Below are 22113 nucleotides of genomic sequence, written 5' to 3'. Positions count from 1 at the left end.
CGGAATCCATGAAAAAAGCGGCGGACCGAACAACTATCGTTCAATCTGCCGCGACTACAGCACAAAAAAGCCGCACAAGGTGCGGCTTTCCCGAAATTCATATCCTGTTAAAACCATTAAGCCAGTGCGACGAGTAATCACACGAAACGTCCAAAGTCTTATCGTACTCAATCGAACCGCCGAAGGTTTGAATCTGCGGCTGCTACACGTTCAGCGAATAGGAGGAACGGGCAATCTCCGTGGCTTGAACCATGTTACGCAGGGAGGCAACCGTTTCTTCCATCCCGCGCGTCTTGAGGCCGCAGTCCGGATTGATCCAGAACAGCTTCGGATCCAATACGCGCAGTGCCCGTTCGATCATGCTGGTCATCTCTTCCACGCGAGGCACCCGTGGACTGTGGATATCGTAAACCCCGAGCCCAATCCCAAGCTTATACGTATTCACCTCGAAGCTATGGATCAGCTCGCCATGGCTGCGGGAGGTTTCGATCGAGATGACGTCGGCATCCATCGCCTCGATCGAATCGATCATGTCATGGAACTCGCAATAACACATATGCGTGTGAATTTGCGTGGTCGGCTGGACCGTGCAGGTCGTCATGCGGAAGGCTTTGACAGCCCATGCAAGATACTCCGCTTGGTCTTCTTCCTTCAGCGGCAGCCCTTCGCGAACTGCGGGCTCGTCAACCTGAATCATCCCGATTCCGGCTTGCTCGAGCGCTTCGACTTCCTGTCTGAGGGCATAAGCCAATTGGTACGCAATCTGTTCCCTCGAGATGTCCTCGCGTACGAACGACCAGTTCATGATCGTGATCGGCCCGGTCAGCATGCCTTTCACGGGACGGCTGGTCTTCGACTGTGCATATTTCGTTTCTTCTACCGTCATCGGCTGCTCGAATGCCACGTCGCCGAAAATAACAGGAGGCTTCACGCATCGGGAGCCGTAAGACTGCACCCATCCAAACTGGGTAAAAGCAAATCCTCCAAGCTTCTCTCCGAAAAACTCCACCATATCCGTTCTTTCAAACTCGCCGTGCACAAGCACATCCAGACCGATCTCTTCCTGAAGCTTGATCCAAATATCGATCTGCTCCTGAATGAATTGCTCGTACTGCTCGTTATTCCACTCCCCCTTGCGCCAAGCCTGGCGAGCCTTGCGCACCTCGGCTGACTGCGGGAAGCTGCCGATGGTCGTCGTCGGGAATATGGGCAGCTGCCACTTGTTCTGTTGGGCGTCATGACGTTCCGCGAATGGAAGACTGCGAGCCGGATTCTGAGCGCTAACCTCGGCTACAGCTCGCTGAACGTCGAGCCGATTACGCTCTTCCGACTGGCTAAGCGCCTGAATCGCAAGATCGTTATGTTCCAGTTCCTTCGCGATCCGGGCAGCTCCCGTGGAGATGGCTTTTGTCAGCAGATCCAATTCAATCAGCTTCTCGTCTGCAAAAGCTAGAGCACCCTTTAGATCAGGCTGCAATTTCGTTTCCTTGCTTACCGTCACCGGTACATGTAGCAAACTGCACGAAGACTGCACGATCAAGCGCTCGGCGGCCACGTATTTCGTCAGCTCCTCCAATTGCGACAGCTTTTCGCGAAGCGACGCCTTCCAGATTCCGCGTCCGTCGATGATTCCAGCCCCCAAAACTTTGTTCACCGGAAATCCGGATTGTTGGATGGCTTGCAGATTGCCTTTGTATCCGTGCACCAGGTCAAGACCGATGCCGCTAACCGGCAGCTGGATGATGTCCTGGTAGTTTTCCACCGATTCGAAGTAGGTTTGCAGCATGATGTTGAGGCCGGGTGCCGAAGCCGCAAACGTTTCATAGATGGTGGCTAATCGCTTCAGATCGGCTTCGCTTAATTTCGCAACCAGGATCGGCTCGTCGATCTGTACCCATTGAACGCCTTCGTGTGCAAGCTCCTGAAGGATCTGAACGTACAGCGGCAGCAATTTATCAAGCCAGGCATCCGTTTCCGAGGCTTGGTAGCCTTTGGACAGCTTCAGGAAGGTGAGCGGACCGACAATGACCGGCTTGCCTTCAATGCCGAGCTTTTCTTTGGCCTCCCGATAGGCTGCAAGCGGCCTATTCTCGGTAAGAACCGGAACAGCTCCGTCCAATTCCGGCACGATGTAGTGATAATTGGTGTTAAACCACTTGGTCATTTCACTTGCTGTAGCATCCTTCGTGCCGCGTGCAATCCCATAGTATACAGACAATGGAACAATGCCGCCCTCATATGGGAACCGCTTGGGTACGATGCCGAACATGGTGGCCGTGTCCAGGATATGATCGTAATAACTAAAATCATTGACGGCGATCAGATCGATTCCGCTCTCCTGCTGCTTGCGCAAATGATTCAACCGAATCTCCCGCAGCTGCTTGTGAAACTCCGATTCTTCGAGCTTGCCCGCCCAGAACGCTTCTAAAGCTTTCTTCCATTCCCGATCAGCGCCAATACGCGGATATCCCAGTACACTGCTTTTTGCCATCTATGTAACACTCCTATACAAATTGTTACAAGAAAGATATCACGTATCGCCCGGTATAGTGTAACTCAAATAAGCTATATCTAGTTATAGCCTGCGGCTATAGCGAGGCAGCTGAGATGATGAATGAAGACTCTCCTTCCTTCTTGCCGATCAAGCGCTTGTCATATGAATGATCTGAAAGAACCAACGCAAAAAACCGCGTTATTACGCGGTTTCTCATCACGGTCTTCATGCGATTCTATTATTTGAAATGAGATGACAGTGATGTCTATGCCGAATCTCGGATCCAAGCATCCAGCAAACGGAACGTTTCCTTCGCCGAATCGATGATTTCATCGGAATCATTCAAGCCGCTCGACAGCAGCGCTTCCCGGAATTCGGTCCATCTTGGCTTGGTCTCTTGACCGTATGCGTGGAAATAGCGAATGCCCGACTCGGGACTCACGGGCAAGAACTTCATCAGTTGTTTCGTGATGACTTGGCCACCGAGTGTGGACCCCTCCATCACATAGAGATACCCCCATATTTGCGCAGGCGTGCCCAGCTCGGGCAGCCGACTGCACAGCGGAAGCTGATTTATTTCATCCTGAGTCATATCCAAATGCATCAGATCTTCTTCCAAATGTTCCGACTTCATCCGCATCGACATATCCAATCCCATATCGTTGACGGCATCCTCTGCCATAAACTTCGTTTCGGCCGGTTTAATGAATCCGTAAAACTTCGCTAAATACGATCGATATTGATCGATCGTCAGGGTCTGGTCGAATGCAGCTTTCGCGTAAGGATTCTGTTCGATTTGTTCATGCTGCGGTGCCGTCTCTTCTCTTAACCGTTCTAAAATCCGTGTGCTCAATGGATAACCCCCTATCATGTTTCGAGCTGTGTTGCTGGATCAAAGCACATCTTCAGCAAACCATTAACCGAGGTGTCTGACGGTCGATGAACCCTGCGATAAATATATCATAACGAGATTCATATGAATACATAGCAGGCTCCTCGGTTTCAGTAGCCGGGAACGATAAGAACGAGAGGCGATCATTATAGGTTGTCTATGCTGTTCAGCACCAAAATCAGTCCCGCAATGCACAAAACCCACGAAAGCACCGATCCGGAGCTCTGGGCGATTTTCAGCCGCAGCTTCTCCAGCGGACGCTGCATCATGCGGCCAAATGCAAGGTGTGCACCGAGCAATAGGAGAGGAGGAAGCACCATGATCACATTATATGCAGCCAGGACGGGTACCCATTCAACCGGTGTTAGTTGGGCCGATGTCATGAGACCGATCGCCGCAAAATAGGGCAATGCCGTTGCCACCTCCAGCAGGGACGTGGTGAAGCCCAGCCCTATCATCGCCCCGAGGCTTTTGGATCTTGGACGTCGCGGTTCCGTCGTCTTTTTCGTCGGGACAAAAAAACTGGCTGCAAACAAAACGCCGCCGGTAACAGCCATAACCCAGCTTACCGTTCGATTCTGAAAAATGCCTGTTACGCTCTGAAGAACAGCATCCAAACCGAGCATCAGTGCGGCACCAACCAAGAAATAAAAGCCTGCCACCGTGAACAAATAGACCCATAATCGGGTGATCAACCGATCCCGCTCCGTCAACAGCAAATAGACCGTTACGCCGAGCGTGGCGGGGCTCAAGGTATCCAAGAGCGACAACGCACCTACGGAGAGCAGCAGTTCCGTTGTCATGATGTCTCCCCCTCTTCGTCTAGTTTTTCTTCCAGTCCTGTAGCATAGATGTTAAATGCCAGCTCCATAAACTGAAGAAGCTCTTCCTCAATGGGATACAAGCCCATCTGCTCGGACTGCGCAGGAGATTTGCGGATCTCCCACAATTTATCCACGAAGGGGTCTTCGCCTTCAAAATGCTCCCGGCGTTTTTCGTCCATGCGTCTGATGATCCTCTGTACTTCAGGAGAACCGGGTCCGTTCTCCATGCGCTTTTTAAGCTGTCCCAGCAGAGCGATCCATTCAAGCGAATCCGGATCTGTGCTGTTCATATTCGGGAGGAGGTCCAGCAGCTCTTCTTCGCGCCTCTCAAACATTTGTTGTCGGAACGCATGCTTTAATGAGGGGTCTCTTCCTGAGAGATGGATCAGCTTCTGAATCACATCCCAGCTTGTCTCCCCTTCCACGGCGATGCTATGCAGGACGGCGCGGAGCGCGGATTCCATTTGGTTCAGCTTGTTTTGTTCATTCTTCACGAAGTCCAACTGATTCATCAAACTGGATGACCAGTTCCATTCCGGGTTCGAAATCATATCCGAAATTTCCTGCAAGCTGAAGCCCAGCTTTTTCAGAAACTGAATTTGCTGCAGCTTCTTTAGCTCCTCCTCGCTGTATATCCGGTGTTGACCCGGAGTCTTGGCTGCCGGAATCAGCAGGCCGATCTGATCATAATAGCGAAGCGTTCTTACCGTAATGCCCGTCTGTTTGGACAATTCTTGAATGGGAATCGATTTCATCACCTGCTTTCTTAAGTTCTCCGGTAACTCCACTATACAAGATGACGCAACGTCACTTTCAAGTCGTTTTCAAAAAAAATCATGTCCATGCAGATAAAAAACAAAAAAAGCCCCGGCTTTCGGGCTTTTTCCATACCATGCTGGTTTCATTTCAAGCTGAGGATTTTCGTTCGCGTTATCCCGACCAGATAGAGGACGATGGGAATCACGATCAAGTGGAGGAGGGCATAGCTTGACCACACGTTCTGAATGATATCGGCAACATAAACGGTGTTGATGTATGTATTCCAGGCCACGATGACAAACAGCACGGACAACGGATAGATTAACGAATTCTGGTCCTTCAGACCGAACACGGTTTTCATGCCTTGAAGAATCGAAAGATACAGGAGAGAAATCTTGATAAAAAAAGTCAGGATCCACAGCGTAATCAATATGCCTTCGACACGTTGAAAGAAGTTTCCTAAGTTAATCGTCTTCGCAAGTGCATATGCCGGAAACGTGCTGTTCTCCGTCTGTTCAATCCCCAAAATTAGCACGCTGAGCAGGACGGTAATGCTAAGGACGAGCCCGCCTGAAGCGGCTCCCCGCATCAATGCCCTCTCCCCTTCCTTCTCTCCTTTGACCAAGGGTAGGAATACCATTAACACAATCAGCTCCTGGAACATGGATGAATGGAATCCGGCCTTAGCCACGGGCATCCAGCCTTCCTCCAGCATCGGCTTGATATGGTTCCAATCGATTTGGGGCATAAGCGAGAGGACAAGGACCATAAACAGAAATACGATCCACGGAAACATCAATTCACCGACGCGGGCCAACAGAATGATGCCCATTCTGGCGCACATGACGGCCGCTATTAAGAACAAGATTTGAATAGCCTCGATCGGGGTCTCCGGCATCATTTCACTGCTCAGAAAAAAGCCCAGGTTGCCAAGCAAAGTACCTGTAAGAATCAAAAAATAAAACAAATAGATCAGCGAGAAGAGTTTGCCCAGCAGCTTCCCTAGCACCTTTTCGTGGATCTCGAAGATCGATTGGCCGGGATAGAGACGCGCAATGGCTATATACAGCACGACCATGAGGAGATTAATGAGCAAACTGAAGAGAGAGGCCATCCACGCATCTTCCCGGGCGGTATGCGCTAATCCGGAAGGCGTAACCAGGATCGAGGTACCGATGGTCAAACCGAATGCCAGTATATAAAATTGCCGCGGTGCGATATCCTTGTATTTGATCACGTATTACCAAACCCTTCCTCATTATGAGATCAATCCGCTCAGGGGCTGCACCAAGGCGCCGATCCAGTCCAGCGGCCTTAAATAAGGCACCTCCATCATATCTCCGATCAAAGCCAGCAAGGTTACTCCCCATACCGCATAGAATACGATGATGTCCCGGATGGAGCGCAGCTTCAGAAGATGACGGGTTTCCGTAACGAGAACGACGGCTAGAAAGAATATGAATAACCAATGCCAATTCACGGCTCATCCACCTTTTGGTTTAAGGGTTGTATGATGGATCCGACCCGGCGGATCGCTACATCGGTGTCCACCCGGATACTCATCGTTTTAAAGCTTTCGCCCCAATGATCCCGGTATTTTTTCCAAACGTCCGGATATTTTCGGTGCAGAACCTCGCCGAATCCAAAAACGTCGGCTCCATAACGCTGCTGGACCAGCCCGATGTGCTTCCGAATATTAGCATTATATTTATCCTCGATGTCCTTCTCCAATTCGTCGATGACGGCAGGTTGACTTATATCAATCGCGCATTGAACGGCATTCACGTCGGCCTCGATCTCCAATTCGGCGGAAAAAGCGGGGGTTCCATCCGCATTGAGCTTAACGTCCAGCGTTGTGTCCGCCCGGTTCACGGCGAATCCGACAATACCATCGTCCGGACATGCAATGAATCCCGTCGTGGTGTCGACTCTATTCAGGACATAATTGACGGCCTTGCTGGGAGGTTCCCCCAGCCATCCGACCAACCGATCCCCCTTGAATACGCCTAGCCCCGTATGCTGTAGAAGCGTGGAAGGATTGATTTGCTTCACGTTCTCCATGGACTGGCCTTCAGCTAAACTGCCGCTTAATTGGACTCCGGATAATACCGGGTCTGACCCGCTGCGCTTTAGCTCCGTCACGAACTGCTGCAAAGTGACTTTCCCCGTCGCCGCCCATTTTTTTTCCGAGATAAGAATGGAGGTATAGAGCGAATTCGCCGGAACATATTCGAATGGCGTAACGACCTCCAGAATCTCCGCAGCTTTTCCATTCTTGGCGACGAGCATAAAGAAATCCGTTCGAAGCTGATGATTCCGGGAGATATAATCGAGGACATCGCTGAGCCCTGACCTGGCCAGATCCTCACCGAATACCAACACGCGAACGTGGGACAGATACGGCATCCGGGGGGCCATGCTCAACATGCGCTGCAGGGCGTCGGGTATGGTTTTGCCGACGGACTTATAGGTCACGGCCGGAAGACTGCCCATCGATCCGCCTTTTTTGGAGCCGGCCTCGGCCGAATTAAGCACCTGAGCAGTAATGGCATACCCATTCTCATGGGTGTCGATGCCAAGCGCCATGACGACGGCCAGCTCATTCAGTTCTTTTCTGCTCCAGCATCCAGGGGTGAAGGTCAAGCATAATACGAGCAGGACTGAAAGTAGTATTTTTCTTTCCAACACGATAACCAGTCCCCTCTGCATGAAATAGAGACTTCGAATGCAAGTCCTCGTTATTTGAAGGCTTATGTCTTGGATTTGGTCAAGTATTTTTTCATGCTGTGACGGGATAATCGCAACAAGGCATCTTTCTGGCTCCGCCATCTTATGGGGGCGAAAGAGGTCATATACGGAACCCCCATGGACTGAAGGCTGCATAGGTGAAGACCTATGATGATCATGCCGATAATCATCCCGTACAATCCGAATGACGCAGCGATTCCCATGAGCCCGAATCGCAAGATCCGAACCGAGATTCCGATATTGAAAGCCGGCAGGGCAAAATTCGCAATCGCCGTCATGGACACAACGATCACCATCGCGGCCGATACGAGACCCGCTTCCACGGCGGCTTGCCCGATGACCAGCGTGCCTACGATGGAGACGGATTGGCCGATCGATTTAGGCAGCCGAATGCCCGCCTCGCGCAGAATCTCGAACGTAATCTCCATGATCAGGGCTTCGATGAATGCAGGGAAGGGAACCCCTTCCCGCTGTCCGATTAAGCTGGTCAACAGGTTGGTCGGCAGCATTTCCTGATGGAACGTGGTAATCGCAATATACAGGGAGGGAGTAAGGAGCGCTATTCCGAAGCACAAGTATCGAAGCAGTCGAACCAAGCTGGCAAAATCCCACCGCTGGTAATAATCCTCGCTTGATTGAAACAGCTGGACGAACAGGGCGGGAACCACCAGAACAAAGGGCGTTCCTTCTAAGAAAACAGCAATGCGCCCTTCCAATACAGCAGATGCAATGACGTCGGGCCGTTCTGAATTATATACCGTAGGAAAAGGACTGTAGCGATGATCCTGAATCATCTCCTCGATGTAATTGCTCTCCAGGACGCTGTCCAGCTTGATTCCATCCAGTCTTCTGCGCAGCTCGTTCAGTACATCGACATCGCATAATCCTTCCATGTACATCACGGCCAGCTGCGTATTTGTGTGCTCGCCGACCGTTCTCTCTTCCAAGCGCAGTTTAGGGCTTTGAATTCTCCGCCGGACCAAAGCCGTATTCTCTCGAAGCGACTCGGTAAAGCCTTCCCTCGGACCTCTTACCACGGATTGCGAGCTGGCTTCCTCCACTCCCCGCTGTTTCAGCGTTTCCGTTCCCACATACAGGGAGGTGGCGGTTCCATCCATGAAGATGATCGTATTGCCGGAGAGCAATTTCTTTTCAACCTCTTGAAAGGTCCGGGCTTCTCCCACTTTTCCCATCGTGATCGTCAGTTCCTGCAGCATTTTCATGCGTTCTTCCGGACGCTGGTCGGGGAGATTCATGAACAGCGGCATATCGGCATGAATCGCTTCGATTAGATAACGGGGATCTCCCATCCCCTCAATATAGACCATGACCGAGGGTATGGCGCCTAGTTGAAGCTCGCGGTAAATAATATCTCCGCTTTGACCGAAGCGGTTCTTCATATCGTCAATAAATAGCGTCAGGGATGCCGGCAAATTTTCTTGCGGGGCTTCGCCCGGCGTTAAGTTCTTCATCATCATGGAAACGACTCCTCGTGCCTACACGGCCAGCTTTGCCCTACAAGGAATTCAAGTCACCTTCAGTTATCTTTTCCTCTACTGTTCCCGGAGTTGGATATATTATGCTTTTTAAGCATTTTGACATAAAAGCGGTATACATTTCTGACATTGGCCTCCTCTTCCAGGGCACATCTAACAAAAAAAGCCGGCCAGAGATTCTCTCTGGCCGGCTTTTTTAACACGATGAACTGAAATTATCCTGTCGCTATGAGCTACTTGTCTTCTCCCTCTTGAACGAAATTAAGCACAGCTTCGTCCACTGCCGCGGTCTGTCCAAGGTCCGGTTGATCTGACAGTTCTGCTTCGCAGCATTCGGGACGGCCGTGCAGTTCAAAAAGAACCAACTCGTTTTCCCCTTTGCGCAGTAAAGGTCCGGGAATATATAGTGCCTTCTGCGGTCCCGCCTTCCAGTACCGGCCGAGATTAAAGCCATTGATCCAGGCGACGCCCTTCGTCCAACCATCAAAGCGAAGAAACGTATCTCCGATCTCCTCCACCTCGAAGCATCCACGGTAAAACCCTGGCAGACCCGCGTCGCCCCTCTCCGGCATGGACGGTTCTTCTTGCCGCGCCTGCCCTTCCTGCGTAACCGGCGTATACGTGAGCGATGACAGTTTCTCCGGCTCGAGCGGCAGGGTCCGGATCGTCCAGTCGTACAGGAACTGGTTATCGATTCTCACGCCTTCCGTGATTCCCTTGGGATCGCGAATCAGCGGCCCATAATTGATCCGGCCCATATTCTCGACGAGAATATCCAGCCTCGCTCCGTCTGCGGGTACGGTAATATCCAGCGGTTTTGAATTCCAGCGTTCGACGACCCCAAGCGGGCGACCGTCCAGGAATACCTGGGCGCGATCACGAACCTCCTGAATATGCAGCTGCTGACCGTGCCGCGGTCCCTGGATAAATGTGCTGTACATGATAAAACCATAGGACTGTCCGCATTTTTCCATCGGCTGAATGCACACGCTTTTTATCGGCTCTGACAATTGCTGGAGATTGGTTTCCGTAAACAGGCCGGCCATTTCAGACATGGCAACCTTTCCGTAGGCTGCTTTTGGAACGGGCTCAGGGAAGGCACACCCCGGCGCAAACCCATGCTTGCTGAGCACCCTCCGGACCGCCTCGTATTTCTCCGTTTTATCCCCCCATTCCGTCAAAGGGGCATCATAGTCGTAGCTTGTCGTCGTAGGCTCATAGGCCTGGATGTGATTCGCTCCACTGTAAAAGCCGAAATTGGTTCCCCCGTGGAACATGTACATATTCATCGAGGAGCCCATCTCCAGCATTTCATCCAGTACGCCGGCGACATCCGCGGCATCCCGCACGTGATGGTCCTCCATCCAGTGATCAAACCAGCCGTTCCAAAACTCCATCACCATCAGCGGCTCTTCCGCACGATATTCCCGGTATTTGCGGAAGGATTCTTCAACCCGGGAACCAAAATTCACAGTTGCGTGCACATCGCTAAGCGTCCCACCGAGCAGCATTTCGTCGGTTGGCCCGTCGGAAGTAAAGAGAAGCACGTCGACGCCGCGCCGCACCAGTCCTTCGCGTAAATACTCCAGATAAGCGTGATCGTTGCCGTAACTGCCGTATTCATTTTCAACCTGAACAGCCAGAATCGGCCCCCCGTGCGTGGATAGCAGCGGAACCAATTGGGGGATCAGCTCATCGTAATAATGATCCACTTTGCTCAAATAGAGCGGGTCGCTGCAGCGAAGCCGTATTTCTCCATAACCAAGCAGCCAGCCCGGCAACCCACCAAATTCCCATTCCGCACAGATGAACGGGCTGGGTCTGACGATGACGTGCAGGCCCAGTTTCCCGGCCAATTCGATAAACGATGCGACGTCTGCCATACCGCTAAAGTTAAATTCCCCCTCCTGGGGTTCGTGCACATTCCATGCGATATAAGTTTCAACGGTATTAAAGCCGCAGGCCTTTAATTTTAATAGCCTGTCCTCCCAATATTCAGGGACGACACGAAAATAGTGAATCGCTCCCGATATGATCCGGTACGGCTGTCCGTCCAACAAGTATTGTCCGTTCTCCCATGTCAGCATTCCCATTCAGCTTCCCTCCACCTCATGTAAAAATCCAAGGCTTATTGCCCGCAATGATAAACCGCCATGTTTTTGATTCTCGGGCTTGCCGCCGATTTCAGGACCCGTAAACGCACCTTCACGGCAGATACCGGAGCGAAGGCATCGATTTTCTTGTGTCCGATCGCGCTGCCGCGTGTAAGCTCAAGCCACTCTCCATCGACGAAGGCGTCCAGCACATATTGACTTACCCGTTCCCCGTAAGCAATGTCCTCCATAACAACAACATGATCGATCACGCATGCGCTAGGAAGAGACAATTCAACGACCTTGCCCGATCCCGAGCTTTCAGCCAGGGCATGACTAAATCGAGACTTGATCTCTCTGCCGAATTCCAGAAGACGTCGTACATCGGCTTCCGGAAGCAGGCCATGATGGTCAGGCGCGACGTTGAGCAGCAAGGTCGCCCCATGTCCGACCGATCGATAGTAGATGTCCATTAACTGATCTACGGACAACAGCAAGTGTTCTTCGTCCGGATGCCAGAACCAGCGGTCTTTTCGAATCGGAACATCGCATTCCGCGGGCACCCAGCCCGGCGTCTCGGGCAGCCATTTCAACGATTCCTCACTGAACATGCTGCCCCGCGAAGAATCGGCCGTGTTCCAGCAAGGATACGGCGCCACCCCATCCTCATTGCCGACCCAACGAATCGTAGGAGCCCCCATGTTAAAGATCATGGCACGGGGCTGATATCGTTTGACCAGTTCCATGATTCGAGGCCAGTCATATTCGCGGCCTTCCGACCCCGCGCCGTCAAACCAAATTTCCACTAACGGGCCATAGCCTGATAACAATTCTTCCAATTGCCTGCAGTAAAAGTCATCATACTGTTGCGGGTCGGCATAACTCGGCTCGTGCCTGTCCCAAGGGGATACATAAATACCGAAGCCGATGCCCTCTTCCCGGCATGCATCCGCGCATTCTTTAACGACATCGCCCCGACCTTCCCTCCACGGACTCGAGGCTACGGAGTAGTCCGTCGTCGCTGTCGGCCACAGGCAAAAGCCGTCATGGTGCTTGGCCGTCAATATGAAATAACGGAATCCGGCTTCCTTCGCGGATCGGACCCACTGTTTGGCATCCAGTCGGTCCGGATTAAACAAAGACGGAGCATCCTTGCCTTCCCCCCATTCCTGGTTGCAGAACGTATTGATACCGAAATGACAGAACATCCCGAGCTCCAGGTCCTGCCAGGCTAGCTGCTCTGGAGTCGGCAAAGCAACAAGATTATCCGCATGTTGCTTCAAATCATGATTCATCTCTTTTCACTCCCTCACGTGAGTTATGCTGCAATATGAAACTTGGTTTCAACACAGCAATGACACGGTTCATTATCTTCTTAATACAATCTGATAGGTCTCTTCCTTCTCTGCCGCAAACGTATATTGATAACCCGAGGCGGATCTTAAGCATGTTATTGGTACAGGAACATTAGTGGAATCAAGAATTACAAGCGGGTACCCGCTAAATAAAACACAATCCCGAAAATGCCCAGAATATATCTCAGCCGCTTCAAGCTTGCCTTCCTTCCACCAGATATTCACTGTATAACCGCCTCTAGCACGAAGTCCCTTCACCGAACCACTTGCCCATGAGGACGGCAGAGCGGGAAGCAAACGAATTTCGCCGCCATGGGATTGCAGCAGCATCTCCTGGATCGCGGCTGCTCCGCCGAAATTGGCATCGATTTGAAAAGGGGGGTGGTCACCGAACAAATTCGGATGTACGGCCTTGGCCAGCAGTTCGCGAAGACTGTCATGCGCTTTCTCTCCCTCGCCAAGTCGAGTCCAAAAATTCGCGATCCACGCTTGGCTCCAGCCGGTATGTCCTCCGCCATACTTCAGGCGCCGTTCCAACGTTACCCTGGAAGCCTTTCCCAGCTCGGGCATTCGATGAGGAATAATCTGTTCTCCGGGATGCAGAGCGAATAAATGTGAGATATGACGATGGCCCGGCTCAAACTCTTCATAATCAACAGCCCATTCCATGACCTGTCCGTATCGGCCGATTTGGGGCTGAGGAAGCTTCGCCCGCGTATCCATCCATTGTCTGCTCCATTCCTTATCCAGCCCCAGAATCTCCGCTGCTTCAATACAAGCGGTTAATAATGCATATATCATTTGCGAGTCCATCGAAGGACCGGAGGATAAGGAACCGATCTGTCCTTTCTCGTTAATATAACTGTTCTCCGGTGAGAGCGAAGGCGAAGTCACCAGACTGCCGTTCTCATCAAAAACAAGAAAATCAAGAAAGAACAAGGAGGCCTCCTTCAGTACTGGATAAGCCCGTTCACTCAGGAAAGACTCTGACAGATTATAGCGGTAATGCTCCCATAAATGCAGGGCCAGCCAAGCCCCGCCCATCGGCCAGAAAATAGCGGGTGTCCATGCTCCAAACAAGCCGCTTTCTGCCCACAGATTCGATGAAGCGTGCGCGGTAAAGCCCCTCGCCCCGTACAGAGATGCCGCGGTTTTCCGCCCGTTGATGACCAAACGATCGATAAAATCGAACAATGGCTCGTGGCATTCCGGCAAATTGCCTGTCTCGGCAATCCAATAGTTCATCTGCAAATTAATGTTCAGATGATAATCACTCTCCCAAGGGGGCGTGAAGCTTTCATTCCAGATTCCCTGCAAATTGGCAGGTAAACTTCCCGGTCTCGAGCTTGCCATCATCAAGTAACGTCCATATTGATAGAACAATGCCTCAAGCCCAGGATCATTCCCCCCTTGCCGATATAGCTGTAATCTCTCCGAAGTAGGTCTATCCACAGCTACAGCTTCTGCCTCGGAAGCACTCTCCTCCGATACCGGAGCTATCGATGTATCGGCCGCTTCGATTTCCAGACTTACTCGCTCCAATAAAGCGCAATGATCAGTTATATGCTCTTCCAGCAAAGAGGCATATGGAAGCAAAACAGCGGATTCCGCTTGTCGCAGCGCCTCCCGGTACGGATCGTCACAGCGAAACGATGTCTGAGCGGCGAGCAGCAAGGTAACGGCATCGGCAGACTGGATATCGAGGTAATTGCCAACCGTGTGACACTTGCCGCCGATCGTATGGGCTTGAAGCACTGTCGCGTATGTAACACCATCCGGCCCACATATGCCCTCCATCGCCAATGTACGTTCATTTTCCCGCTTTATGTTTCCATCGAAGGGCCGCCTGCTTAACCGGGCTGATAAATGAATCGCTGCAGGTTCCGATGAGGAAATACGAATGACAAGCACTTGATGAACAGCACTAGCAAAGACTTCCCGTTCATAGAGAATGCCGTTCTCTTCCCAGCTTACGGAAGCAACGCCCGTCCTCAGATTCAGCTCCCGCCTGTAATGATTCACTTCGGACGTGCCGGACTTGAACTGAAGCAGCAGATCTCCGAGCGGCTGGTAAGGTCCAAAGTATGGCGGAGCATTCGTAAAATGGGTAAGCGCCAGCTGTTCCGCCTCTCTCAGTTCCCCACAGCGAAGAAGTGATCGGATATCATCCAGCTTTTCTATCGCTTCTGGATTGTCATGCTGCTTCGGTCCGCCGTACCATACCGAATCTTCATTCAAACCGATCCGCTCGGTGGACACACCGCCAAATACCATCGCTCCGAGTCTCCCGTTGCCGACGGGAAAAGCCTCCGTCCAGACCTGCGCAGGCCGTCGTTCCACAAGCTTTCTCGTTTCGTTGATCATCACTCTGCTCCTATTTTTGAGTATCTCAACAGAATAAGGGCTGCCTCAGATGAATGATTACTGAAGACAGCCCTTCCAATCAATAGCTAAGCATCAACCTTTTTGGATTCCATCCGGACCGATTATTTAACAACGCCTTTTTCGTTAATGATTTTGGTAGCCTCATCAACCATCCATTGTTGAACCTCATCAATCGGCTCGTTGCTGAGCATGAATTTCGCAAATCCGTCATCAATGATTTTGGTCAATTCCGAGGTAGCCGTCATCATGACTTTGGCTGCATCCAGATACTGGATCTCATCGCTGAACAGCGTATATTTCAAGGAGTCCATATCGTACTTGTCCTCTTTACCGGCAACCAGCTTCGTCAGCAATTCTTCATTATTCGCCTTCTTGTAGCCAGAAAACTCAAGCCTGTTGTCCGAATCGGCTGTGGTCATGAATCTCATAAGCTTAAAGGAAGCTTCCTTGTTGGCGGAATTGGCACCCATCGCCAGCATACTGCCGCTGGTGAAATATTTACCTTCATACTCTTTAGGCTCCCAGCCAGCAGGCGGCACAGGCACCGGAGCGAAGGCTGTTTTGAAATCATGCGGATATTGCTCGGTATTGCCCGGGTCCGCGATCGTGAAGTTGCCTGTAAGAATCATAGCGGCTTCTTCATTAAAAAATTCAGTACGGTAGTTCAGCTTCGCGGCAAGCACGTCACTGTAAGGCTTGGCCGACTTATCCGTCTCCTCCATATCTTTGCGAAGCTGGAAGAAGTATTTGTAAGTCGGGTCGGATAGAATGGTCGTTCCGTCCTCATATACGAACGGATCTTTCATCATGGTTTGCGCCGGAGCGTTCATATAAAGCTCCCACGTATGGAAGTAAGACCCGTAACGCTTGTCAACGCCTTCGCCCTTGGTCAGCTTCTTGGAATATTCCCGGTAATCATCCCACGTCCAGCCGAATTTCGGAACCTCAAGTCCCGCTTCATCTAGAGCATCCTTGTTGAGCATCACATAGTTCATGCTCTTGGTGTACTGCATGCCATAATACTTGTCGTCTACCTTGGCATTTACAAAATACTCGTCTTCCGGAACCAGGCTTTCCTGCTCATAGAACTCGTTCAGGGGAGCAAGGGCTCCGCGCGTCGCCCGTTCGAGAACTCCGCCCAAGCTCGGGAACTGAATAACATCGATCGCTTCACCGGATGAGATCAGGAAATCCAACTTTTTCAACATTTCCACGGAACCGCCGGGAACCAGAACCACATGCTCGACCTTGATATTCGGATTCTGATCCATAAATTCCTGGAGCATGGCGTCCGTACCCGCCTGTTGAGCTTCGTTATCCCAGTTGTAATACTTGACGGTAACCTGCTTGTCCGTCTGACCGCTTCCACCGTTGCTGCCGGCGCCCGTTTCCGACCCGGAATTCCCGCAGCCGCTTAATACCAGGGTGCTCGCCAGAATCGTGCTAAGAATGACGGATAATCTGTGTTTGCTTTTTTTCTTCATCTTACTTCCCCCTGCACAGATAAATTAGTTGATGCGCTTTCATGTTCATTATAGGCAGTGGCTTGGCCGACCAAGTGCAAAATTTTGAGGTTCTAGGATTACATTTTTGACTTTCCGGTAACTTCTGATTGTTGACGTTAGACTTCGTATCAGCCTTTAACCCCGCCTAAAGCAATGCCGTTTATGACCTGCTTTTGCAAAGCGATGAACACAATGACCAGCGGAATGATCGCTGATACCGCCGCCATCATCATAATGGCATAGTTGTTGGTGTAGTCATCGCGGAACAGCGTCATGCCCAGCGGAATGGTGTATAAGTCCTTGTCCAGCAGGAAGATCAACGGATTCTGGTAATCGTTCCAGGTCCAAATGAATTTAATGATCGCAACCGTCGCCAGCACAGGCTTGCACAGCGGCACCATAATGGAAGCAAAGGTCCGCAGATGGCCCGCTCCGTCAATTCTGGCCGCTTCCAAATATTCATCGCTGATCCCGATCATAAATTGCCGCAGCAGGAACGTGAAGTAGATCGAGAACATACTCATGAAGATGATGGCCGCATGCGTATTGTAAAGACCAAACCAGCGGATCAGCAGGAATCGCGGAATCAGCGTTGCCTGGTCGGGAATGATCATGAACGAGAGCAAGGCCATAAAGACGAGATTCCGGCCTTTGAATCGGATCTTCGTCAGCGCATAGGCTGCCATGGATGAGATGATCAGCGTGATTAAGGTCGTAATAATCGCTATTTTAAAAGAATTGAAATAGAAATCATAGAAGGGGACTCTTCCCATCCAGACCATCTTGAAATTATAGGCCAAATTCACCTTCTCGGGTATCCACTGAATCGGAAAACGCATAACGTCCTTCTCATATTTGAAAGCCGCGGAAATCATCCAGATGAGCGGAACGAGAAACACGATGGACAAAGCCCCCATGATAACGGTGGTTACCACTTTGGACATGTTTTTTCGAAGCAGCTGCATGTACATTCCTCTCCCTCCTTATTCTTCATTTCTCATTTTCCAGGTGAGCGCGGTAATCAGGCCGATAATCGCGAACAGCAGCCAGGAAATGGCCGAAGCGTATCCCATGTTGTAGTATTTAAAGCCTTCCTCATAGATGCGGAATACAAGCACGGTAGAAGAATTGTTCGGGCCGCCTTCCGTTAGAAAGGCGATGATGTCGAACACTTTAAACGAGCCGATCAACATCGTGATCAACAGGAAGAAGGTCGTTGGACGAAGCATCGGAACCGTGATCGCAAAAAACTTTTTCATCGCACCAGCGCCGTCGATATCCGCGGCTTCGTAAATTTCATTCGAAATGTTCGTAAGCCCGGCCATATAGATAATGATCGTGTAGCCCAGGCCCGCCCAGGAACTGATAATCGAAATCGCCAAGAGCGACGTTTTCGGATCGACCAGCCATTTCGGCGGACTGCTGATCCCGAGCTCCATCAGAAACTGGTTGATTGGACCCAGCGATGGGTGGAATAATGCGCTCCATACCGCAGCAACTGCGATAATCGAAGAGATGTAAGGAATAAAGAACGCCACTTTAAAATAACTCTTGAAAAACACGCTGTTGTGAATCAAGACCGAAAGCACCAGCGCGATCGCAATCGGGATCGGCACCGTAAGCACCATATAGATCAAATTGTTCTTGATCGCTTGAATGATGGTCGGATCATGGAACATCTTGATGTAGTTATCCAGTCCGGTAAATTCGATGCCCTGGACTCCCGACAGCATATCCCAATCGGATAAACTCAAATACAAAGAAAATCCAAGGGCAAATACGTTTAATAGCAGCATCCCGACGATTTCCGGGGCCAAAAACAGCCACCCGATCAAAGCCTCTTTCCGCTTGGGAGTCCAAAACTTCCGCCGGCTCTTGGGCACTGGTTGTTGTACAGCCTCCATGCAGCATCACCTCGACAATTTGTAAGTTGTCATTATAGTAATACATCCGCCATCGGCAAGAAGGAGGGATTATGACCAGCCATGTGCAAGATTTTGACCTATAAATAGCCCCACAAAGTGGAGCCTATGCTTAGATGGTTATTCCAAATACTTTGCGGGGACCCCAGAACAAAGCCCCACAAAGTGGAGCCTATGCTTCGAGGCTTATTCCAAATACTTTACGGGGCTTGCGCTCCTCTGAAAACTCATACATTCTAAAATCAAAAAAGCCGCCTTGTTCGGGCGGCTTGCTGCTGCAGCTGTGAATTGAATCGCAACGGTCCGCTTATTTACGCGCGGTGTACTTCGCTTTGTATTCGCTCGGCGTGGTTCCCACGTATTTTTTAAACACTTTTGAAAAATACGTCCGGTCCGAATAACCTAAACCCATGGCCAACGACTCCAGATTTTGTCCGGACATTCTGAGCATTTTGGTGGCCATCTTCATTTTGTACTGATGCACGTAATCCGTAAAGGTCAGTCCCGTCATCCGTTTGAAATATCGCGAAAAATAGCTCGGATTCAAAAACAGATAGCGTGCCATGTCGATCGACGTGATGTTATCGTCAAGATGCTGATCGATATACTGCTGGATCACCTGCAGCTTCGGCTCATGAGCGTGGTTTCCCGCCCCCGCTTGCCGGGTTCCCGTCATTTGGGTCAGCTTTCTCTCCACCAGTTCCATCATATCATCCAAGGTGCGGGATAAAGCAAGATAGGCGAATAGATCCTCATCGAATTTGAGACTGGACATCATCAATTCGATGCCGCGAAGCATGGAAGACAAATCCCTGGCAAAGTCTCCTGGATCAATAGACAGTTCTTTTGCTGTACCGGCGATCTTCTGAAGCGTGCAACGTATACCTTCTAGGTCCTGCTTGATGAGTTTCCGTTCCAGCTCGGATACGTAGCCGTCAAGAAACCCTTGAGGCGCGGATTGGAACCACCTTGATCGGATTTGAGAAACCTCGGTTATCGTATAATCGGTATTTTCGTAAAATTCGCACCTGCCGTGCAGAATTTCCTGATAGATGGAGCCGATCGAGCTTAGTTCCATTTTATCTGAAACCGCGATCACGTTCGGTTGAATTTTGAGAAAGTGGACGCATTGATATCGCAGCTGCTGCAAATAATTGTGCAGATGCAAACTGGCATTCCGTGCGAGATTCACCCTGAAGTTATGCAGAATCACTATGTTCCCCTGTTCCATGAACGGCGTAATGCCTTCAAACGATTCCGACAATTCCATCGCGATATTATAGACTGCGTATAAAATCAGCGGCAGCTCCGTTTTTCTGAAACGCTGATCAAAGCTGGAGAGCCGAATGGTGACCAGTCCCAGCATAAACCACGGATACGTCCAGGAGATGCCGATCTGCCCCGCATATGCCAAAGTGGACTCGGAAGGCGAGCCATTGATTACCCTTTGCAGCAAATCCTGCCGAAAGAGCTGGCTGTTGTAACTCGCCGCCTCGCGATGAATCAGACCGGTCCGCGTCTTTAATAAATGCATGGATTTGCCAAGGCTCTGTTCCAGCTGCTCGGCCGTCAGCTGATCTTTGATCAAATAGTCGTCTGCTTGCAGTTTTACGGCTTGCTGGGCATAATGAAAATCTTCATGGCAGGTCAGGAAGATAATCCGAACCTCCGGCTTCATGCGAATAAAATGTTCTGCCAGCTCCATGCCGTTTTTTTGCGGCAGCCCGATATCCGTAATGACAATGTCCGGCCTCACTTCCTCAAACATATGCAGCGCTTTGGCGCTGGAATACGTACTGCCGGCAATCTGCAAATTGTTGGCCTCCCAGTCAATCATCTGCTGCAATACCTTGAGCATGGGAACATCATCGTCTATGAGCATGACTCTATACATCATTCTTCCTCTCCCTCCGGCAAAAAACCATGATGATGACTTAAGGGCAAGCAGAGCGTAACTGACATTCCGCCATGCGGAAGGTTGGCGAGCGTCAAACTCGCTTCCGGTCCGAAGGTCAATCGGAGTCTTTGGACCACATTCATCAGACCGACCCTCTCGTAGGCTCCGTCCTGCTCTTCGCTTGGTTTCCTCAGCCTGCGGTTCAGGCATTGGAGCTGTTCTTCATCGGCCCCTGTACCGTTGTTTGTAATCTCAATCCTTATGCCGTCCAGGCTGCTTCGGGAACGGATCTCAATGCGTGGAGTCTGATGGTCGACAAGCCCGTGGACGATGGCATTCTCAACGATAGGCTGCAAAATGAGTTTGGGCAAAATAAGCCCCTCGGTTTCCGGTTCCAGGTCGACCTCTAAATGAAGCGGGATTTCGTTGCGGATTTTCATAATGTCGACATAATGGCCCAGCAGCTTGCATTCCTCGCGTAAAGTGGCCGGCTCATTAACCTTGAGATAAGCCCTGAGCAAACTCATCAGGGAATCTATGATGCCGCTGTGAAGCGTATCTTTCGTCAAGATCAGGCTGCATTTGATCGAATTCAGCGTGTTGATCAAAAAATGGGGGCGGATTTGCATAAACAAGGCTTCGAGCTCCATCACCCGCTTCTGTTCCTGCTCCTGTTCGATATCGTGAATCAGCCGCTGCAATTGATCGAGCATCGTATTCAGCGTCTGCCCCAATTCGGCGATATCATCCTTGCCCTTGACCTCCAGTCTGACATCCAGGTTTCCCATCCCGAACTGGCGGACCACCCGCTGCAGCTTGTGAATCGGACTGTGGAGCCTCTTGGCCATCAGGATGGACATCCCGGAGAACACCAGAAACAGCAGAAGAACACCGGCAAGACCAGTATAAAAAGTCCTGGAAATCTGCCCCGACCACTCTTTCTCCGAGGCCTCGTAAGCCAGCTTCCAGTTCGATTTCAATATGGTTCTGTCCGTTCGGACGCTGCCCTTGGTTTCCGTATGATGCGGAATCAGCCCGGAATGGCCTGCGATGAATTCCCCGTTAGTGTCAAAGAGCGCCACCTTGCCAAAGTCGATCGTACCCAGCAGCTTGTTGAAGTACGTATCGGAAATGGCGCTGAGCAATACGGACACTTGCCTCTTCTCGCGGCTGTCATAGATGACCCTGGCTATATAATAGCTTTTTCCGCTCCCTGCCGAGTCGCCGCCGGCCATCCCAAGCCATTGCAGGGTTTCAGGTTTACTGAGATCGACGCGCTCCATCAGCTTGTCGAGGCTTCCGTTGATTGCGGTCAAATCCTCCGTGCCGGAAGAGATGACGAAGTGCTGACGGTTGACCAGGTACATGCGGACGTTATTATTCAGCGGCTTCGAATTTATCAGGGAGAACACGTCCTGTATTTGTCTGAAATGCACATAATCCTGATAAGTAGCCAGCCGTTTGGTGTCTGCAAATGACTTCAGGATATTGCGAACATTCGTATCGTTCACGATAAAATGGGAGGCAAACGTGACATCGTCAATCGTCTTGCTCAGCTCGTCGGTCATGACGTTCAGGACATTCTCGTTGCTGAGCTGCAGCTTCTCTTCCATCGTATTTCGGATCAGCACAAACGAAATGATAGAAACCGCGATCAGCGGAATGAAGATCAGCAAAAGAAAAGACAGCTGAATGCGTTTGTAGAAGGTGAATTTGAACATTGTTCTCTGCGCCTTTCTTATG

General features: G+C 50.8%; 16 protein-coding genes. All 16 read right to left on the bottom strand.

Annotation, left to right across the window (positions count from 1 at the left end):
• Window positions 1–202: 202 nt before the first annotated feature.
• Window positions 203–2491, bottom strand: coding sequence for a 5-methyltetrahydropteroyltriglutamate--homocysteine S-methyltransferase (metE, locus tag GYMC10_RS13260; protein WP_015734921.1), 2289 nt, complete (start codon window positions 2489–2491; stop codon window positions 203–205).
• 268 nt (window positions 2492–2759) lie between these two features.
• Window positions 2760–3347, bottom strand: coding sequence for a biliverdin-producing heme oxygenase (locus GYMC10_RS13255; RefSeq protein ID WP_015734920.1), 588 nt, complete (start codon window positions 3345–3347; stop codon window positions 2760–2762).
• Window positions 3348–3532: 185 nt separating this feature from the next.
• A complete protein-coding gene (locus tag GYMC10_RS13250; RefSeq protein WP_015734919.1) occupies window positions 3533–4189 on the bottom strand; it encodes a GAP family protein in 657 nt (218 codons plus the stop codon).
• Window positions 4186–4965 (bottom strand): MerR family transcriptional regulator, encoded by a 780-nt coding sequence (locus GYMC10_RS13245; protein ID WP_041621985.1) that lies wholly within the window; start codon window positions 4963–4965, stop codon window positions 4186–4188. Before GYMC10_RS13245 ends, GYMC10_RS13250 begins: the two co-directional genes overlap by 4 nt.
• Window positions 4966–5111: 146 nt before the next feature.
• On the bottom strand, window positions 5112–6206 hold the full coding sequence (locus GYMC10_RS13240; RefSeq protein WP_015734917.1) for an endospore germination permease: 1095 nt from the start codon (window positions 6204–6206) through the stop codon (window positions 5112–5114).
• Window positions 6207–6227: 21 nt separating this feature from the next.
• On the bottom strand, window positions 6228–6449 hold the full coding sequence (locus tag GYMC10_RS13235; RefSeq protein ID WP_015734916.1) for a hypothetical protein: 222 nt from the start codon (window positions 6447–6449) through the stop codon (window positions 6228–6230).
• Window positions 6446–7657, bottom strand: coding sequence for a Ger(x)C family spore germination protein (locus GYMC10_RS13230; RefSeq protein WP_144374229.1), 1212 nt, complete (start codon window positions 7655–7657; stop codon window positions 6446–6448). Before GYMC10_RS13230 ends, GYMC10_RS13235 begins: the two co-directional genes overlap by 4 nt.
• 62 nt (window positions 7658–7719) lie before the next feature.
• Window positions 7720–9195, bottom strand: a complete 1476-nt coding sequence (locus tag GYMC10_RS13225; protein ID WP_015734914.1) for a spore germination protein — start codon at window positions 9193–9195, stop codon at window positions 7720–7722.
• A 251-nt stretch (window positions 9196–9446) separates the two neighbouring features.
• Entirely contained in the window at window positions 9447–11306 is a 1860-nt protein-coding gene (locus GYMC10_RS13220) for a glycoside hydrolase family 35 protein (protein WP_015734913.1), read from the bottom strand.
• 35 nt (window positions 11307–11341) lie between these two features.
• On the bottom strand, window positions 11342–12601 hold the full coding sequence (locus tag GYMC10_RS13215; protein ID WP_015734912.1) for an alpha-L-fucosidase: 1260 nt from the start codon (window positions 12599–12601) through the stop codon (window positions 11342–11344).
• Window positions 12602–12673: 72 nt separating this feature from the next.
• Window positions 12674–15025 carry a glycosyl hydrolase family 95 catalytic domain-containing protein gene (locus GYMC10_RS13210; RefSeq protein ID WP_015734911.1) on the bottom strand — a complete coding sequence of 784 codons (2352 nt, stop codon included), beginning with the start codon at window positions 15023–15025 and terminating at the stop codon, window positions 12674–12676.
• Between the two features lie 122 nt (window positions 15026–15147).
• The gene (locus GYMC10_RS13205) at window positions 15148–16530 is read right to left on the bottom strand and encodes an ABC transporter substrate-binding protein (protein ID WP_015734910.1); all 1383 of its coding nucleotides are present in this window, start codon (window positions 16528–16530) and stop codon (window positions 15148–15150) included.
• A 149-nt stretch (window positions 16531–16679) separates the two neighbouring features.
• Window positions 16680–17516, bottom strand: a complete 837-nt coding sequence (locus GYMC10_RS13200; protein WP_041622151.1) for a carbohydrate ABC transporter permease — start codon at window positions 17514–17516, stop codon at window positions 16680–16682.
• An 18-nt stretch (window positions 17517–17534) separates the two neighbouring features.
• Complete coding sequence (locus GYMC10_RS13195; RefSeq protein ID WP_015734908.1) at window positions 17535–18455, bottom strand: carbohydrate ABC transporter permease; 921 nt, start codon at window positions 18453–18455, stop codon at window positions 17535–17537.
• 325 nt (window positions 18456–18780) lie between these two features.
• Complete coding sequence (locus tag GYMC10_RS13190) at window positions 18781–20370, bottom strand: response regulator (RefSeq protein WP_015734907.1); 1590 nt, start codon at window positions 20368–20370, stop codon at window positions 18781–18783.
• Window positions 20367–22091 carry a sensor histidine kinase gene (locus GYMC10_RS13185; RefSeq protein ID WP_015734906.1) on the bottom strand — a complete coding sequence of 575 codons (1725 nt, stop codon included), beginning with the start codon at window positions 22089–22091 and terminating at the stop codon, window positions 20367–20369. The genes GYMC10_RS13190 and GYMC10_RS13185 overlap by 4 nt, the downstream gene beginning before the upstream one ends.
• Window positions 22092–22113 lie beyond the last annotated feature (22 nt).

It is taken from the genome of Paenibacillus sp. Y412MC10, from assembly GCF_000024685.1.
GTDB classification, from domain to species: Bacteria; Bacillota; Bacilli; order Paenibacillales; family Paenibacillaceae; genus Paenibacillus_AQ; species Paenibacillus_AQ lautus_A.
The sequence above is the reverse complement of the archived record's forward strand: the minus strand, read 5'-3'. Positions and strand labels throughout refer to the sequence as shown.

Excerpts from the sequence above, each read along its gene's own strand:
- metE (WP_015734921.1), bottom strand. The coding sequence starts at position 2,491 with ATGGCAAAAAGCAGTGTACTGGGATATCCGCGTATTGGCGCTGATCGG.
- GYMC10_RS13250 (WP_015734919.1), bottom strand. The coding sequence starts at position 4,189 with ATGACAACGGAACTGCTGCTCTCCGTAGGTGCGTTGTCGCTCTTGGAT.
- GYMC10_RS13245 (WP_041621985.1), bottom strand. The coding sequence starts at position 4,965 with ATGAAATCGATTCCCATTCAAGAATTGTCCAAACAGACGGGCATTACG.
- GYMC10_RS13225 (WP_015734914.1), bottom strand. The coding sequence starts at position 9,195 with ATGATGATGAAGAACTTAACGCCGGGCGAAGCCCCGCAAGAAAATTTG.
- GYMC10_RS13220 (WP_015734913.1), bottom strand. The coding sequence starts at position 11,306 with ATGGGAATGCTGACATGGGAGAACGGACAATACTTGTTGGACGGACAG.
- GYMC10_RS13215 (WP_015734912.1), bottom strand. The coding sequence starts at position 12,601 with ATGAATCATGATTTGAAGCAACATGCGGATAATCTTGTTGCTTTGCCG.
- GYMC10_RS13210 (WP_015734911.1), bottom strand. The coding sequence starts at position 15,025 with ATGATCAACGAAACGAGAAAGCTTGTGGAACGACGGCCTGCGCAGGTC.
- GYMC10_RS13205 (WP_015734910.1), bottom strand. The coding sequence starts at position 16,530 with ATGAAGAAAAAAAGCAAACACAGATTATCCGTCATTCTTAGCACGATT.
- GYMC10_RS13200 (WP_041622151.1), bottom strand. The coding sequence starts at position 17,516 with ATGCAGCTGCTTCGAAAAAACATGTCCAAAGTGGTAACCACCGTTATC.
- GYMC10_RS13195 (WP_015734908.1), bottom strand. The coding sequence starts at position 18,455 with ATGGAGGCTGTACAACAACCAGTGCCCAAGAGCCGGCGGAAGTTTTGG.
- GYMC10_RS13190 (WP_015734907.1), bottom strand. The coding sequence starts at position 20,370 with ATGATGTATAGAGTCATGCTCATAGACGATGATGTTCCCATGCTCAAG.
- GYMC10_RS13185 (WP_015734906.1), bottom strand. The coding sequence starts at position 22,091 with ATGTTCAAATTCACCTTCTACAAACGCATTCAGCTGTCTTTTCTTTTG.